The following is a 15,967-nucleotide window of genomic DNA, read 5'->3' on the forward strand; positions in this document are numbered from 1 at the left end:
GGATTCTTACCCTTAAATGTCTTAGGAAATCAAAGAATCTGGCTGCAACAGCGATCGTAAGAATGATCTTCTCGCGCAGCGACCACAACGTAAATGTTTAGTTCAACTTGTATAGATCGTTAGCTTATTTCATGGCCGATTCATGCCACGATTGCAGCAGCTTGTTAGAAAAATAATTTATGATCAAGAAAAACACAATGCCAAGCAGTGATGCCGCAAGTCCACAAGCGAATAGATAAGGGGTCTGCAGACGATTCGCCGCAACGGTAATGCCGTAGCCTAACCCGCCTTTCCCGCCTCCGATTCCAGCTATATATTCCCCTACGATGGCTCCTACAACAGCGCTGGAGCAGGAAATTTTCAAGCCAGCCATAATATAAGGAAGGGCTGCTGGAAAGCGCAGCTTCCAAATCGTTTGCAGCTTTCCTGCATTGTAAAGATAAAAGAGGTTTTTCGTATTTTGATCTGTCGAATTGAGACCTATTAAAGTATTTGAAAGAATAGGGAAAAAGCTGATCAAGAACGATATAATAACGATGGCATTGATTCCAGCTCCGAACCAGATGACGATGATCGGTGCGACGGCAACAACTGGAATCGTCTGTAGAATGATGGCGTATGGGTACACACTTTTCTCGACCGTTTTAGACAATGCCAGAATAATGGCTGTTCCGATGCCGAGCACTACGCTGAGTGCAAAACCGATCAGAGCCTCTACAATGGTCGTCGATACTGAGGATACAAGATTAGACCAATTGTTCACTGCCGATTGGGCGATATCCGATGGTTTAGGCAAAATATAGGCCGGTGTACCGATCAGCCTGACGATTAGCTCCCAGCCTCCAACAAAAAGAATGAATACGACAAGCGGCGGCATAATTTTGTTCAAAAGCCTACTTGCTTGCTCTGATACATTAACACCTTCCTTCTTCATTAAAGCTGCATTCGCCGATACTGATGTGCCTGAAGTGCCGTTGACTGCTACTTTGTTCATCATTTCATCCATCCCCTCTCCCTTTCTGATATTAATGTTTAAGAATGCTGGAAATTGTTCTTACATACTCTCCGAATTCAGGCTGAGTTCTAAATTCTTCCTCTCTCGGAAACCCAGCTGGAATATCCATAATATTTGATATTTTCCCAGGCCGAGAGGTCATGACTACAACACGAGTGGAGAGAAATACGGCTTCGAAAACGTTGTGCGTAATAAACAACACCGACATCCTCTGATCCTGCTGCCATATATTTAACAGCTCATCCTGCAAGGTTTGACGTGTAATTTCATCCAGTGCTCCAAATGGCTCGTCCATTAGCAGCAGCTTTGGTCTTGAAATGAGCGCTCTTGCAATGGATACCCTCATTTTCATTCCACCTGATAGCTCTCTAGGCAGCACCTTCATATAATCCTTTAATCCCACTAGCTCCAGCACACGCTCACCTTCTGCTATTCGTTCTTTCTTCGGCACCCCTCGAAGCGTCAAGGGAAGTGTTACATTATCAATCAGCTTCGACCATGGAAGCAGCGTATGTTCTTGGAATACAAAGGCAATATCATTTTGCTTCCGGGCGTCCTTCGGCGATGTGCCGAGTACGGACATTTCTCCTGAGGTAGGTGATGTAAGCCCAGCAATCATGTTAAAGATCGTCGATTTACCGCAGCCAGATGGTCCAACAAAGCATAAAAACTCGCCTTCCTGCACCTGCAAATCCGCATGCTGTACAGCAACCGTACCGTTAGGATATATTTTGCCAACATCCTTTAACGATAGCATTGACCCTGTATTCCGCTCTGTAGACAATGGTGTGGCGCCGTTTTGGGTTAATAGCATTTCGATCGCTTCCCTTCTTCTTGAATTCAATCACGGTAGCGTGATGTGAAGTTGTTTCCTATCATAAACGCATATTTGAACAATGTAAATAAACCTAACACAAAATCAGTTGTGAAACCAATGTAAATGGGTTTGTTTTGGTTTTAAATACAAAAATATCGGATTGTGTGTTATATTATATAACATGATAATGCAATTTCATTAAGATTCATCCATAGTTCATCTAATTTGTTCCGTTTAGCCATTAGAGCTAAATACAAAGGATTGCTTAAATTCATCAAGAAATAGGAGCTGTTGAGGATGGAATTGTCCGTAAAAGAAGCACTGAGTATATATCCATTATCGGAGGGCAAGCTGGTAGCCGGCAAACTGGGTATATCACGGATGATCACAGCGATCAATTTAATGGATGCTCCGGATATTATTAACTGGATGAAGGAAGGCGAGCTCCTTCTGACGACCGCCTATGCGATTAAAGATTCAGAGGAAGAATTCATTCAATTGCTGCAAAAGCTGAATCAAAAAAAATCAGCAGGGCTTGGCATTAAGCTTGGACGCTACTGGAGAGAAATTCCTGACGTTGTGCTTCAAGAGGCAGACCGACTACATCTGCCGCTCATCGAGCTGCCCTTTGCTTTCACCTTCTCTGAGCAAATTACTGCATTGTTTCAAAATGAATTTAGACGAGGCACTCAGCGATTGAATGATTTACTCGAAACACAAAAAAAACTCGTTGATTTTGCTATGCGCGCCGATGAATACACACCTTATTTTCAAACCATCGCATCGATTTTAGATCATTCGCTTGCTGTCGTCGGCAGATCTGGGCATTTGCTTCACAACACGACGGTTTGTACAGAGGAGCAGCTGCTTAAGGGATGGCCCTGGGAGGATGAGGAAGTGCTGCTGAATGTGGGCGGATCTATTCTATCGTGCATTCCGCTGCTGAAAAATGGAAGATCCTACGGATATCTTATCGTCAGCTCCGCTAATTTGGCTGAGGCTACTGAGAAGGAAGGCATCTTCCATCAGGCTGCAGTCATTCTCTCCTATCATCTTGAGCAAATAGAAGATCAGGAATATGCGGCAGCAGAAAATCGGCTTGGCAAGACAATAGAGTTCATATTAGAGGGAAAAGCATTGCAGCAACCGCTCCGCGAGGTCGCGAGCGGCATAGGCAGTCCTATTTTCGACGGAGCCTATATTTGTATTGTATCTGATTTAACGATTCATAGCGGAGATCTCGATCGGCGCTTCAAAACGCTTCGCGACCTACACAGCCGCCTGAGTGAGCATCCGAATACTACTGATATAAAATCACATCATTTTTTTGTTGCAGACACTCTGCTCTCCCTGTTCCCTTTATCAGAAGAAATAGCCAAAAACCGCATACTCGCTCGGCAAGCTGCACAAGCCTATGGCGATATAACTGCTTCCGTCGTTACAGTCACAGGCAAAGCCAGCTGCTTCATTAGTAAAATCAAGCATGGAGCAGATGAGCTGCTGGAGGGCTATCGCGAATGCTTGGAGGCGCAGCGAATCAGTGAGCAGCTCGATTTTGGATTGCCGACTATCTTTTTTCCCGACTTGGAATTCGTCTATTTGCTTCGTCATATTCCATCAGAAATTAGAACAAGGTTCGGGGACCACATCCTGCGCCCTCTTCTACAGAAGGAGGAGGAATATGCTGCTGAGATGCTAAGAACGCTAGAAGCTTATTTCGCTCATCATGGCCATATTAATGAAACTGCAAAGGATTTGTTCATTCATCGCAATACGGTGCTGTATCGCATGGAGAAGATTAGCGAGCTGCTTCGATTGGATTTCAAAAACACCGATCATCTTCTGCAATTAAAGCTTGCACTCGCCTTCCGGCATATGACAGCAATACAGCAGAGCATGTAGCAGAAATGTTTCAAATGCTAGAGAAGAGGTTATAGACATTAAAAATAAGTTTGAGGCATATGATTTAATAGATTTGCTTTTAATAGAAGGAGGAACTATACAATGGAATATATATTGAACAAACAATATAAAGATGAAGAAGTTTATTTTGACGGGTCGCACTATATCGGATGCTCCTTCACGAACTGTACTATTCATATCCAATCGCTAAGCTTCAACTATGATCGCTGCACGTTTGCAGGTTCAAAGTTTAAGCTAAGCCCAAAGCTGCTGATTCTTCAAAATGTCTACTCGCTGCTCCCGTCTTCCATGAGCGGATCAAATGTGGTACAAGCCTAACGGCTCAGGTGAAAATATCAACCGCTCATGCCCGCAAACAAATAAAACGCAAAGCCAAGAGAATCATAGGCTTTGCGTTTTATTTGTTGTTCAACTGCTATTTAATTAATGCTGCCCACAAGCTTCATAACCGCATCTCTTGTAAGCTTATTGCCGCCTGCAGCGATTAAATTAACGGTAGCATGCGCCAGCGTCAATGGTATTTTGCAAAATTCTAATGCTGGACCGCCCTTTAGTTCCATAAGATACTCATCAGCGATCTTTAGATTGCGGCGCGTATATTTAATCATTTCCTTCGGGCCCCAGCCGTCTGGGAAAAAGTTCACGCCTCGTTCCATATCCTCTTTCTGATTACGCAAAATATTGACTGCCTGCAGCCCTCTGCCGAAAGCAATCGCTTTCGATGAATCGGTTTTTGTTCCATCAAACCAGAGCCATAGCTCAGAGAGCATTTCTCCGACCATGCCTGCAACACTATAAGTATATCGATCCAAATCATCTTCCGTGCGAATATTCCAGCTTTCATGAACCCACTCTGCCATTTGCTTAGACATCTTAGCCGTATTGCGATATACGACTCCAGCAGCAGTAGGCGGACAAAGAAGAGCCCATTCATCAATCTTCATCGTAACTTCCGGCAGTACATCCTGATAAGGTGCAAGCAGCTTCCGAGAATTATCGACGACATTTGAAGATTCAAACGCATCATGAATACCAAGCAATAGCTTCGCTTTCAAATCATCGGATAACGTTTCATGATCTTCAATTTCATCAATTGCTCGCATACACAAATAGGCAGCCGCTACCGCATCTTTTAATCCATCTTTCAAGCGACTAATAGGAATATAAAAGGTACGGCTCGTTTTCTTCAACATGATCATCGCATCATTCAAAATAAAAACTCCTTCATTTTGGCAGCTTTACTTCAGGCTTGTTTTTCGTTATTCATATAATACCATACATACATTTGATCTGCACCGTTACTGCGATTTAACGTATTTTCAACCCATTATTTTCTATGAAATGTAATCTCCGCTCTAATTTAGGAGCAGTTTTTCCCAAAAACGGCTTTTATATAACTAGTCACAAAATAAAAGCCGCATCCGGATGGACACGACTTTTACTGCGAGACTAGTCTTTAAAATAACGCTGTACTGTTGCATACGCCAGCTTTGGTCTCCGATACCGATCAACGATCCCTTTACTGTTCTGCGTACCTGCTCTCGTAATAAGCCAATCCGTTCCTTCCGTCACTCTGCAATCACAATATTGCCATATAAACATGCCAGAGATGAATGGCCTTGACGTATAAGCCGACAGATTGGCTTCAATAATATCAGCTTGCCGCTCCTCTGTTCCCCGCACTCTGCTCGCATCCCGATGTCCATAATAACCGTCACCGCCAAACTCGCTCATAATCATCGGTTTTCCTAGACCTCCGCTTGTATCTGCCCACCCTCTTGCCAAATCACTGAGCTGCCCTGGATCCTCATCACCATACCAGCCTGGATACAAATTAAACGAGACAATATCCGCTAGATCGAAGCAAAGCTCCCTCTCTCTGTGGTGTGAAGCAAACGTCAACGGTCGACTCGCATCAAGTGCTCTGATTTGCTCAAGCTGTTCCTTGTACATCTCTCTGCCCTCTGTTGTATCGCTAGCGCATTCGTTCAAAATCGCCCATATCACAATGGAGGGATGATTAAAATGCTGCTCAACCATTTCACGATTCACCTGCTCGCACTGCCAGCGGAAATTCGGATTGCGCATTTGATCCAGGCTAAGTCCTCGCGCATGGTTCTCCTCCCATACAAGAATACCTCTCTCATCACATAGGTCAAGGAAGAGCTCATCATTTGGATAATGGCTTGTCCGAACAGCGTTACAGCCCATATCACTTATTAAGTCTATATCCAGCGCCATTAATTGCAGCGGAATCGCGGAGCCTACCATCGGATGATCCTCATGACGGTTTACACCTTTAAATACAATGTCCTGACCGTTCAGCTGTATTTTTCCATCATTAGTCGTTAAAACGCGAAAGCCCACTCGTTCGATTAAATCATCGACCTCCACATTGTCTACGAGCAGACGTGCTTTTAGCTGGTACAGAACAGGATTCTCCGGCGACCATGCCTGAGCCTCAGCAAAATCAATTACGCCGCTCAGCACAGATACCCCACTCCCCGCAGCTTTGCCTGCACCTAATTCCAAAACGTTTCCATCCAGCTCAAAGATCAAACGATAGCTCAGCACATCTTGACTCAATTGATGAATATAAGCATTAACCGAAGCTTTCCATCCGCCATTCTCCCAAACAGGCGTAAACGCAATTCGTTCCACGAAGAGAGCTTTGACTTCCTCCATGTAGACAGACCGATTAATTCCTCCGTATGTATAATAATCATTTGGAATATGCAGTGCCGAGAATTCGCCAAAGCTATTGTCTACAAGCACAACAAGCTCATGCTCCCCAGGCTCAGCCTCATTCACGATAGCATGAAAGGCCGTATACGCATTATAATGCTCAGCAACGAGCTTTCCGTCAAAATAGACTTTGGCCGTATGACTCACGCCTTTGAATACAAAACGAAGCGCTGTTTTTTCCTTTACCGTTACTCGCTTCCTATAAGCCCCGCTCCCTCTATACGTCAGAAAATCAGGATGCATTTCCCAGCAGCCTGGAACTGTCAGCTTATAGGAATAAGTAAGCTGCTCAAGATTAGGCTCATTTCCTTCTATAGCTGTAAAATCCCAACTGCCATCCAGCAGCTGCACCTTCCGAAGCTCATTCGTCTGAAACAATCGAGTCATTTGCTTTCCTCCTATTCATAGTTACTGAATTTTTTTCTGTATTCTGTTGGTGTCATTCCTGTCTCACCTTTAAAAATTTTATTAAAATACGAATGCTGGTAGCCAACCGCCTCTGCGATTTCACTAATCTTCATGGGTGTGGAGGAAATAAGCTCCTTTGCCTTGTCGATCCTTAGCCTCATAATATAATCCACATAATTAATTCCGGTCACCTGTTTGAACGATCTGCTCAGCATATAAGGACTTGTTCGGCATCGCTCTGCACATTCCTCCAACGCGATATCTCGCATATATTCCTTGTTCAGCAGCAGGGAAGCTTCCTCTACAATTCGCCGTGCACCGATGTTCTGAGCTTTATTGAACTCATCAAGATAAGGTCCAATAATTTTGTCTCTAAACCAAGAGCGCATGGCCGAAACATCGGGAAGCCCTAACAAATCACCGTAAACATTGCCTTCCTTAAATAAAGGATGCTGCACAAAACCAAGCTCAATCAGCATATGACGTACACTGCCAAGCAGTTGAAGCAGCGCTTGACGAACAGCCATCTCTCGCATGCTGATCCGTTCAAGCTCGACCATGTATTCCGTGAAACGAAGCTCCGTTTCCTCTGTTAGACCGAGCCGCATCACATGCAGCAGTTCCTTCTCCTGAACAAATGGATATTGGATACTATCCGTTTGCATCGGATTTTTGTCTTCCATATCAATGATTTGATGAGTTTCCTGAAGCTCACGATAGCTTATTGCATGACGCGTTTGCTCCAATAATTCTGGAATATGGCCAATTTTCTCTGTCCACCTGCAAATAATAACAGTCACATGCAGCCGGAGCACGCTGGATAAAGTGGATATGAGCTCCTGCGACAAATCATAAAGTAATTCTCGCCTGTCCTTGGCGCTGCTATCTATGCTTGCCGTACACAATAAACCAACAGACATATCTTGAAAGTTAATTAAATGCGCTTCGATATTGTGGTTTACTGCCAGCTCCTCTGAGATATTTCCGGCTGCAAAGGAAATCAACTGACGATCATCCTCTTTGAAATTCGATCTATTCTCAGCAAGACCAGACAGCTGAATGATCAACAGCGAGAACTGCCTATTGTCCGTTTGCCAGCCCAGGCTTTCCATTCTTAGGCGCAGACTCGCTTCATTGCTAGCATACAAATGTCCTTGAACAAGCTGGAGCAGAAAGCCCTCACGCAAGGATGGAACAGCTTGCTGCAGCCTCTCCTTTAAGGTTCTCGTTTCATTTGTGACCGTCATCCACTTCTGCTCTATGAACGCCATCTCATGCTTGACAGCAGCTTGAGTATTGCTTCGATCTGCTCCAAGCAGCGCGAGTAAACGGCCAATTGGTTTATATAGGCGTAGTGATGCGTACCATGACAGTAATAAAGCGATCAATAAGCCTCCCAGACTGCATGCTAAAATCCACCGAGAGGATACGGCCACCGGCCTAGTCAGCTCGGATAGCGGCGTTGCTGTTACATAGGTCCAGCCTGCAAGCGACACATTGCCGAGCGATACGATATACGCATCACCCTTCCACTGAAACGGAAAGGTTTTTTCTGTTTGGCTATTGGCAAGCAGATACTGTCTTAATGCAGCCGACAACTCCGCTTCAATAGCCGCCGGCTCCAGCACAAATTCTCCTGAGCTTTGAAGCAGGAAAGAGGTCCCCTTCTCCCCAGCCTGCAAATAAGCGATATTTCTATTCATTTCAGCCGGACTGATCGTAAGTACAAAAGCGCCGAACGGATTTTGAGAATGCCAAGGCAGCTTAAATACAATCGATACCGGTGAACGGTTTCCCTTGTTATTGATCGGCAGCTTATAATACAGAAATAAACCTGATTTGCTGTCCAAGCTGGCTTGATATGCCTTCATACTGGATTCATTCAAGTATTCAATGCCGTCAGCTGATAAAAGCGCCTGCTGTTCGCTTAAAAATAAATAAGCGTCACTCACTAATAAGCTAGACCCGCCAACAACGGTCATCGTTTGCATAAGCTCCTGTATCTCGCTGACATGGCTTAGAAAATCATAGTTTTCCAAATAAGTGCCGAACATTGGATTATTAGACCATCTGCTCATCAGCAAGGAGATTTGATCGAACTGGCTGTTCATCATATCAGAGAATTGCTCGATGCGAAGCGCATGCGTCTTGAACACCTGCTTCTCAATTTGATTAACGCCAATCATATAATTGCTAACTGCTATAATAAAGGATGGAATACTTGTAATGATAAGTACGAGCACCAGGCTCCTTCGGAAGTATTCTCCTCGCAGCATTCCTGTTTTAGGCCAAATAGACCATTTCTGTCTCAACCAAATACCCCCGAACAGTTGCGAATTAGTGGAGAAACAATCCAGAAGCCAATATACCCTCACCTTCTCCTAAGAGTTGATGAGGGTGTCCTTGATTATTGCGCGCTGTTTCTCGCTTGATATGCCTCATTGATTTCAGTAATTATTTTTTGGTAGTTTGGATCTGTCTGAAGCTCTGCAACCAGCTTGTCCCAGTCCTCAAGTGCAGCCTTGCTCATAATGATTTTTGTCTTCAAATCCTGAATTCTTTTATCATAATCGCTGCCAAGCTTGGAGCCCGTCTCCGTAATAAGTCCAGAAGCAGGATTGGATACACTCACTTCCGCTGCTTGATCAATTAGCCCTCTTTCATGCTTAAGCTTTTCAGCAGCGATGCCTGTGCCCAAATTCCCGTATTTGTCATACTTCATAAATATATTTTGCATAAATTGAAAGCTTAGATCATTAGAAGCCGACTCCGTTAGTACATAATTGTCGCCGTCCTTTGTAAAATCCTCACCCTCAATACCATAGGCAGCAAGCTCATGCCCTTCATCTGACGCGCCATAATCTAGAAATTCGAGCAGCTTTCTTACCTTCTCCTCTTTCACGCTCTTCATGATGACGAACATTCCGAAGTGACCTGTCCCCTTAGATGCGTATTTCCCGTTTTCACTTTCCAAATAAGGCGTCCATTCCAGATCAGCATCCGCCTTGCCCGCAGCTTGAAGCTCTTTTACCATCGTTGGAATTTGGTTCGGCTTATCTGGAAAAATACCTGCCTTGCCCGCATACACCATATCCTTCGCTTGATCATGCTTAAGAAGTGCAAAATCCTGAGGAATCAAGCCCTCTTCGTAAGCATTGTTCAGCCATTCCAGTGATTTCCTCATCGACGGATCAAATGTAGTATCCACAAGCTTCCCGTCAACAACTTTATATTTACCGCCTGTCCCAGTGAATGCTTCTTGAACAAAGGTGAATTGGCCCATATCCGATTGATTCACGTAACCTGACAAGCCCACGGTACCCTTTTGTCCATCAGGCGCATTTTCTTTGAATGCTTTCATAACCGCATACAGCTCGTCCATCGTTGTCGGCACAGCAAGGTTCAGCTTCTCGAGCCAATCCGTACGAATAAGCGGCTGGGCGTTCCCCTCTGTTGGTCTTACGCGCGGCACCCCGTAAAGTTTACCCTCAACTAAGTTATTTGTAAAAGTAATATCAGGAAATTTCATTAAATTAGGATAGTCCTTAATCATCTCACCAAGGTCCCAAAACGCGCCTTGCTTAGCCATGTTTTGGAATGCAGCATTTCCTGTATCCGTTACAAGCATCAAATCTGGAAGCTGCCCAGAAGCAAGTGTCACGTTGACTTTCTCATTAAAGTTGTTAGGTGTTACCCAAGTAACATCCAGCTTCGTATTGGTCCGTTTCTCTACTTCCTTCAATATCCGGTTGTCTGGTGCTGGCGGCTCCTTCTGATAATAAATCGTCAACACACTGATGTCCGTTGGACCTTGTTCCGATTCTGCACCTGCGGCACCTTTGTTCACTGCATCGTTATTGCCTCCGCAGCCTACAATCAGAACCGTTATTGCCAAAATAGCTGTAAACCAACCCAACCTAGCTTTCTTTCTAGTCATGCTTTTTGCCTCCCTGATGATTCTTTTTATTATATCTCTCATTCCTTTACAGAGCCAACCATAGCCCCTTTTGCAAAATGTTTTTGCAGGAATGGATATACCAGAAGAATAGGTATGGTGGAAATGATGACAGCCGCCATTTTTTTGGTTTCTGACGGAATGCTTCCCATACTTGTATCGCTTGCTGCTGCCCCGCCCATGGACGTAGAAGAATCAATCAGCATATTTTGCAGCAAAATTTGGAGCGGCCACTTCGCTGTATCATTAATAAACAGCACCGCGTTAAAAAACGTGTTCCAATAGGAGACGGCATAGAACAGGCCAAATGCTGCAAGCGATGGCAATGAAAGAGGTAAAATAATGCGAAACCATACGCTCATATCATTACAGCCATCGATTCGAGCCGCCTCCTCCAACCCAACAGGAATGGAATCGAAGAACCCTTTCATCAGAAGAACATACCAACCGCTCGTCATGACCGGAATAATAAGCGACCACAAACTATCAATCATCCCCAGCTCTTTGACGACCAAATAGCCTGGAATAATGCCTGGATTAAATAATGTTGTTAATAAAATTAAAAACATCAGCTGCTTTCTGCCTCTCATCCGTTTGCGAGAGAGTCCATAGGACAGGGATGACGTAATAAGCAAGCTGCACAAGGTTCCAACAATCGCTAGAAAGGCACTTACTCCAGATGCTCTTAGAAAGGTTGAAGTCGATAGCAGATACTTATAGGAAACGAGTGTCCACGTTTCAGGAAACAGCAGCAGTCCTCCCTGGCGGTATTCCTCCGGCGTCGTAAATGAAATCACGAATACATAATAGAAAGGAAATAGACATATCGCCCCAACGAACAGCAAAACCGTAACGTTTAATGCGCCAAATAGTCGATCCAATCGACTTTCTTTTATTGTCGACACAGAGCTCTCACGCATCAATAAACACCGTCCTCTCCAAATTTTTTCGCAAGCCAGTTCGCAAAAACGACTAAAGCTACGCCGATCACCGACTTGAACAAACCAACAGCCGTACTATAGCTAAACTGCGCCTGCAATATGCCGACACGGTAAACATACGTATCGAAAACCTCAGCCACCTCTGATACGGCTCCATTCATCATTAAGTACACCTGCTCGAAGCCAACATCCATGATGTGCCCGATTCTCAAAATAAGAAGAATGATAATGACATTTCGAATAGCCGGCAGCGTTACATGCCACATCTGGCGCAGTCTGCCTGCTCCGTCCAGCTTTGCCGCTTCATACTGCTGCGTATCGACACTCGCAATTGCAGCAAGGAAGAGCACCGTCCCCCAACCGACCTCTTTCCAGATCGATTGAAGAGTTAACAGCAGCCAAAAATAATCAGGATTCGTAAGAAAATCGATTTTTTCAAATCCGAACGCGACGAGCAGCTGGTTAATGACCCCCTCCGATTGGGAAAGCATCAAAAAGCTCATTCCCACAATAACAACCCACGATAGAAAATGTGGCAAATACACGATGGATTGAATCGTTTTCTTAAACCATTGCAGCCTCAATTCATTCATCATTAAAGAGAGAATAATCGGTAGTGGAAAGAAGAATATAAGGCTCAGCAGATTAATAGCCATCGTGTTTCTGAATATTCTGTAAAATTCAGCATTCGAAAACAATCGTTGGAAATGCTCAAGCCCGACCCACTCACTGTGCAAAAAGCCTAAGTAAGGCGAATAGTTCTGAAAGGCAATGAGTACGCCCCACATGGGTATGTACTTAAATACAAGGAAATACAATAGCCCGGGAAATACTAATAGATATAGAAACAAATCTCTTCTGAGAAGCTTGCCTTCAGACAATAGTTTGTTTTTTAATCGAATCCGCAAGCTCATTGCTTCCTTCACTGCATACTTACTCTCTACATTCACTTTCAATGGTTAGTCACTCCTCTATCTGCTGCTTGCTTAGTCAATGCTCAGCAACTAACCCTTACTATAGATCCCGTGCAGCTTGAACTCATTAAAAAATACTTGCAATTCTCTTGAATCGACTAAAAAAATCTTGTTATATAAGCAAAATCGCCAAACCGCTTGATATATTTTTTACATCTTATATATTATTTATATAAAGGTTGGTGCTGCTTATGGACATTTGTCCTTATTTAGAATTTTCATTCTCAATATTAGGCAAGAAGTGGAACGGATTAATACTGCACTATCTTTCGCTATGTCCGGGAGATGCGTCTCATTTCTCAGAAATGAAAGGCAGTCTCACAAACATTACACCGAGAGCCTTATCCTTGAAGCTTACAGAGCTGATCGATTCTGGCTTAATCGAGAAGAAGGTTACGGCAGCAATGCCGGTTATCGTCATCTATGAGCTAACGGAAAAGGGAAAAGCTCTAGCAGCAGCGCTTGAGCCGGTTCAAAGATGGGCTCAGCAGTACAAAGATATCTAATGAGGCAAGGATCACAGAAATGAGCAGAAATAATATAATTTGTGATATCGAAACGGGTGTTTGCGGAGAGGCACAAGCGCTGGGGATGGAAGTTGATCAGGTTCAAAGCAGACCCGTGCCTCCGTTAGCCAGCCTACTTGATCAGGAAATTCGTTTATTTTCAAAGGAAATTGAAGTGATGTATGCTATCGAGCAGCGCGAGGTTCACTCTTTCATTGCCAACGAGCTTTCACTAGACAGCTACACTCAAAAAGAAATTGTCAATGAAGTCTATATCGAAATCAAACAAAAGTAATTAATATCCCCCGCCCTTCTCAAATATATATCGTGAACAGATAAAATTCATACAGAAAAAGCAGAGCCTTTGGAAGACTCTGCTTTTTTACTGTGACAACTCCACTTTAATTATCGCTTGTAGGGGACAAACCGCCTCCTTATCGATGTATCCCTTCCGCCAGTGAGCAGCCTACTGTGAAAAAAACGATTAAGTGTACTTTATTTGAAAGCACTTGCACCCTTTTATTGATCAGCTTTATAACTATAATGTAGAGTTCATTTCTTATCGAACGAAAGAGGAGGTTTTCAAAATGAATACCGTTTATTATGTTGCAACCAATGGGAACGACGAACAATGCGGCAGTATGGAGGCCCCCTTCCGTACACTTCAAAGAGCGCAGCAGGAAGTACGCAAACATATCGAGAATGGCATGAATCAAGACGCAGCTGTGTATGTGCGTGGCGGTCTATACGAGCTTGAAACCTCGCTTCGCTTCGATAATAGAGATTCAGGACGAGATGGGTTTCAAGTCCGCTACAGCGGACTTCCCGGCGAAGAAGCGTCTATTATAGGCGGCAAACGTTTGACGGGCTGGACTCCTTATAACCGTAATATTTGGCAAACGAAGTTGAAAAAGGGCATATGCTTTCATACGCTGTATGCGGATGGAGTACGCGTTAAACAGGCTCGCTTGCCTGCTGTAGGCTACTATATGACAGATGATTCTCACTTTGAGGTGAAGCATTCAAGACAGCAAGGCATAACCGTTCGCTCAGAAGACTTTCCGTCTGCTTCCAATCTGACAGGAGCACAGGTATTCGTCTGGCCAGGAAAAGGTGAATGGAACTGGTTCTCAGAGACGAAACCAGTGGCGTCCATTCATCGAGAGAATCGATACTTACAATTCGAGAGCCCTTCCACTTGGCCGATCGAGTCTGGCTCCCGTTTTTATATCCAAGGCTCATTGGACTTTCTCCAGTCTCCAGGACAATTCCATTTGGATTCATCCGCGGGTATCGTCTATTATTGGCCAGCAGATGAAACGGTGAATCCTAATGAACAGCTTATCATTGCTCCTACAGTTAAACGGCTGCTGGATATTAGCGGATTGAACCCGCAGCAGCCTGTATGTAATCTAAGCTTCTCGAACTTATTCTTTGCATGTACCGATTTTTTTCGGGAGTATCGAATGATGGACGACAACGTTGAGCAGCTGGAGCACCGCGAAGGCCTCATCTACATCAATCATGCGGAGCATATTCATATTAAGAACTGTACGCTTCAGCAATCGGGCAGCTGCGGCATTTATCTTGATCATTATTCGAAGCATATCGTCATAGACAGCAACCTCATTCAAAACCTCGGCTACATCGGTATCAGCTTGAACGGATTCGCTCCAGGAGCAGGTCCTTTCACAGACCCATCCGCTTCCTATACAAACTGCTGCAACAGCATAACGAATAACCGAATCAAACATGGAGGCGAGCTGGTCGGTCACGGCTGCGGAATATTGCTCTACCAAAGCGGAAACAACGATATTTCGCACAATTACATCGCCGATATGCCGCGCTATGGGATTTCCATGAAGGGATTAAGACATAAAGCAATGCCAGCAGAGCTCTATGGCATTCCGGTAACTTGGGATAACCATTGGGATTTTCTGCACAGCAGTCATAATTACATTGCCTACAACGACATTTCAGGTGTGATGACGGATAGCCAGGATGGCGGACTAATCGAAGCGTGGGGTGTTGGAAGAGGAAATGTGATTCACGCTAATCTCCTGCATGATAGTGGAATTCATTTCTCCTTCGGCTTCGGGATTTACTTAGATGATGCAGCAGATGATTTCACAGTGTCAAACAATGTGATTAGAAATCTATACAGCACAGGTGAAGGCAAGCTGTGGATGCTTATTTTCTCAAAGGGGATCGGCAATCGTATTCATAACAACCTGCTGGTGTCTAATCCCGATGCCATTGCTGCGATTGGCTCACAGGAAATGGCAAACGAGGAGAATAAACATATCGATATTGCTTGCAATATCGTTTACAATTCTGGATATCTATATTATTTTGTTAATTATAGCGAGGAACGTTTCACGGCTGCTGACCGCAATCTCTACTGGAGAAACGAGGAGCCTTGCAAGGTTGCGGGATGCCTGCCTCTGATTTCAAGCGGAAACGATCTGCTTGAGAGGTGCGAATACAGCTGGGAGCAATGGCGAATGCTAGCAAGCGGCAAATACGATGGACGTACCCTTCATGCCGACCCGCTGTTTATGCAGCCAGAATCAGGGGATTACCAGCTTCATCCTGAATCACCCGCTTATTCATTAGGGTGGTCTGACATCGAGCTCGCACGGATAGGGCCAAAATAAATTGATACACAACTAGGGGGCTTGGA

The 15,967-nt window shown here is 44.3% G+C and carries 13 protein-coding genes; 5 read left to right on the forward strand and 8 right to left on the reverse strand.

Features of this window, described 5'->3' with window-relative positions; translation table 11 throughout:
* Positions 1 to 124 precede the first annotated feature (124 nt).
* Together MHI37_RS20545 and MHI37_RS20550 are read right to left on the reverse strand one after the other, a co-directional pair.
* A complete protein-coding gene (locus tag MHI37_RS20545; protein WP_076338159.1) occupies positions 125 to 934 on the reverse strand; it encodes an ABC transporter permease in 810 nt (269 codons plus the stop codon).
* A 91-nt stretch (positions 935 to 1,025) separates the two neighbouring features.
* Complete coding sequence (locus MHI37_RS20550; protein WP_076338129.1) at positions 1,026 to 1,829, reverse strand: ABC transporter ATP-binding protein; 804 nt, start codon at positions 1,827 to 1,829, stop codon at positions 1,026 to 1,028.
* A gap of 300 nt (positions 1,830 to 2,129) precedes the next feature.
* Here MHI37_RS20550 and MHI37_RS20555 point away from each other — a divergent pair, with 300 nt between their 5' ends.
* Positions 2,130 to 3,734 (forward strand): PucR family transcriptional regulator, encoded by a 1,605-nt coding sequence (locus MHI37_RS20555; protein WP_076338130.1) that lies wholly within the window; start codon positions 2,130 to 2,132, stop codon positions 3,732 to 3,734.
* 102 nt (positions 3,735 to 3,836) lie between these two features.
* Positions 3,837 to 4,073, forward strand: a complete 237-nt coding sequence (locus MHI37_RS20560) for a hypothetical protein (protein ID WP_076338131.1) — start codon at positions 3,837 to 3,839, stop codon at positions 4,071 to 4,073.
* A 101-nt stretch (positions 4,074 to 4,174) separates the two neighbouring features.
* Here the strand turns inward: MHI37_RS20560 and MHI37_RS20565 are convergent, their stop codons facing one another.
* The 6 genes from MHI37_RS20565 to MHI37_RS20590 form a co-directional block, all read right to left on the reverse strand.
* Positions 4,175 to 4,954, reverse strand: coding sequence for a phytoene/squalene synthase family protein (locus tag MHI37_RS20565; RefSeq protein ID WP_076338160.1), 780 nt, complete (start codon positions 4,952 to 4,954; stop codon positions 4,175 to 4,177).
* A 250-nt stretch (positions 4,955 to 5,204) separates the two neighbouring features.
* Entirely contained in the window at positions 5,205 to 6,887 is a 1,683-nt protein-coding gene (locus tag MHI37_RS20570; RefSeq protein ID WP_076338132.1) for a glycoside hydrolase family 2 TIM barrel-domain containing protein, read from the reverse strand.
* Positions 6,888 to 6,898: 11 nt separating this feature from the next.
* Entirely contained in the window at positions 6,899 to 9,220 is a 2,322-nt protein-coding gene (locus MHI37_RS20575) for an AraC family transcriptional regulator (protein ID WP_076338133.1), read from the reverse strand.
* 95 nt (positions 9,221 to 9,315) lie between these two features.
* The gene (locus MHI37_RS20580) at positions 9,316 to 10,845 is read right to left on the reverse strand and encodes an extracellular solute-binding protein (protein ID WP_256710604.1); all 1,530 of its coding nucleotides are present in this window, start codon (positions 10,843 to 10,845) and stop codon (positions 9,316 to 9,318) included.
* 38 nt (positions 10,846 to 10,883) lie between these two features.
* The gene (locus tag MHI37_RS20585; RefSeq protein WP_076338134.1) at positions 10,884 to 11,783 is read right to left on the reverse strand and encodes a carbohydrate ABC transporter permease; all 900 of its coding nucleotides are present in this window, start codon (positions 11,781 to 11,783) and stop codon (positions 10,884 to 10,886) included.
* Positions 11,783 to 12,718: a sugar ABC transporter permease gene (locus MHI37_RS20590; protein ID WP_076338162.1), complete on the reverse strand. Its 936-nt coding sequence runs from the start codon at positions 12,716 to 12,718 to the stop codon at positions 11,783 to 11,785. Before MHI37_RS20590 ends, MHI37_RS20585 begins: the two co-directional genes overlap by 1 nt.
* A gap of 251 nt (positions 12,719 to 12,969) precedes the next feature.
* Here MHI37_RS20590 and MHI37_RS20595 point away from each other — a divergent pair, with 251 nt between their 5' ends.
* From MHI37_RS20595 to MHI37_RS20605, 3 genes are all read left to right on the forward strand, one after another.
* On the forward strand, positions 12,970 to 13,284 hold the full coding sequence (locus MHI37_RS20595) for a helix-turn-helix domain-containing protein (RefSeq protein WP_076338135.1): 315 nt from the start codon (positions 12,970 to 12,972) through the stop codon (positions 13,282 to 13,284).
* A 19-nt stretch (positions 13,285 to 13,303) separates the two neighbouring features.
* Positions 13,304 to 13,579, forward strand: a complete 276-nt coding sequence (locus MHI37_RS20600; RefSeq protein ID WP_076338136.1) for a hypothetical protein — start codon at positions 13,304 to 13,306, stop codon at positions 13,577 to 13,579.
* Positions 13,580 to 13,871: 292 nt separating this feature from the next.
* Positions 13,872 to 15,941, forward strand: coding sequence for a right-handed parallel beta-helix repeat-containing protein (locus MHI37_RS20605; protein WP_076338137.1), 2,070 nt, complete (start codon positions 13,872 to 13,874; stop codon positions 15,939 to 15,941).
* Positions 15,942 to 15,967 lie beyond the last annotated feature (26 nt).

The sequence above is a fragment of the Paenibacillus sp. FSL H8-0548 genome (assembly GCF_038630985.1).
GTDB lineage: Bacteria > Bacillota > Bacilli > Paenibacillales > Paenibacillaceae > Pristimantibacillus.

Excerpts from the sequence above, each read along its gene's own strand:
- MHI37_RS20580 (WP_256710604.1), bottom strand. The coding sequence starts at position 10,845 with ATGACTAGAAAGAAAGCTAGGTTGGGTTGGTTTACAGCTATTTTGGCA.
- MHI37_RS20605 (WP_076338137.1), top strand. The coding sequence starts at position 13,872 with ATGAATACCGTTTATTATGTTGCAACCAATGGGAACGACGAACAATGC.
- MHI37_RS20550 (WP_076338129.1), bottom strand. The coding sequence starts at position 1,829 with ATGCTATTAACCCAAAACGGCGCCACACCATTGTCTACAGAGCGGAAT.
- MHI37_RS20560 (WP_076338131.1), top strand. The coding sequence starts at position 3,837 with ATGGAATATATATTGAACAAACAATATAAAGATGAAGAAGTTTATTTT.
- MHI37_RS20545 (WP_076338159.1), bottom strand. The coding sequence starts at position 934 with ATGAAGAAGGAAGGTGTTAATGTATCAGAGCAAGCAAGTAGGCTTTTG.
- MHI37_RS20570 (WP_076338132.1), bottom strand. The coding sequence starts at position 6,887 with ATGACTCGATTGTTTCAGACGAATGAGCTTCGGAAGGTGCAGCTGCTG.
- MHI37_RS20555 (WP_076338130.1), top strand. The coding sequence starts at position 2,130 with ATGGAATTGTCCGTAAAAGAAGCACTGAGTATATATCCATTATCGGAG.
- MHI37_RS20600 (WP_076338136.1), top strand. The coding sequence starts at position 13,304 with ATGAGCAGAAATAATATAATTTGTGATATCGAAACGGGTGTTTGCGGA.
- MHI37_RS20590 (WP_076338162.1), bottom strand. The coding sequence starts at position 12,718 with ATGAGCTTGCGGATTCGATTAAAAAACAAACTATTGTCTGAAGGCAAG.
- MHI37_RS20595 (WP_076338135.1), top strand. The coding sequence starts at position 12,970 with ATGGACATTTGTCCTTATTTAGAATTTTCATTCTCAATATTAGGCAAG.
- MHI37_RS20585 (WP_076338134.1), bottom strand. The coding sequence starts at position 11,783 with ATGCGTGAGAGCTCTGTGTCGACAATAAAAGAAAGTCGATTGGATCGA.
- MHI37_RS20565 (WP_076338160.1), bottom strand. The coding sequence starts at position 4,954 with ATGATCATGTTGAAGAAAACGAGCCGTACCTTTTATATTCCTATTAGT.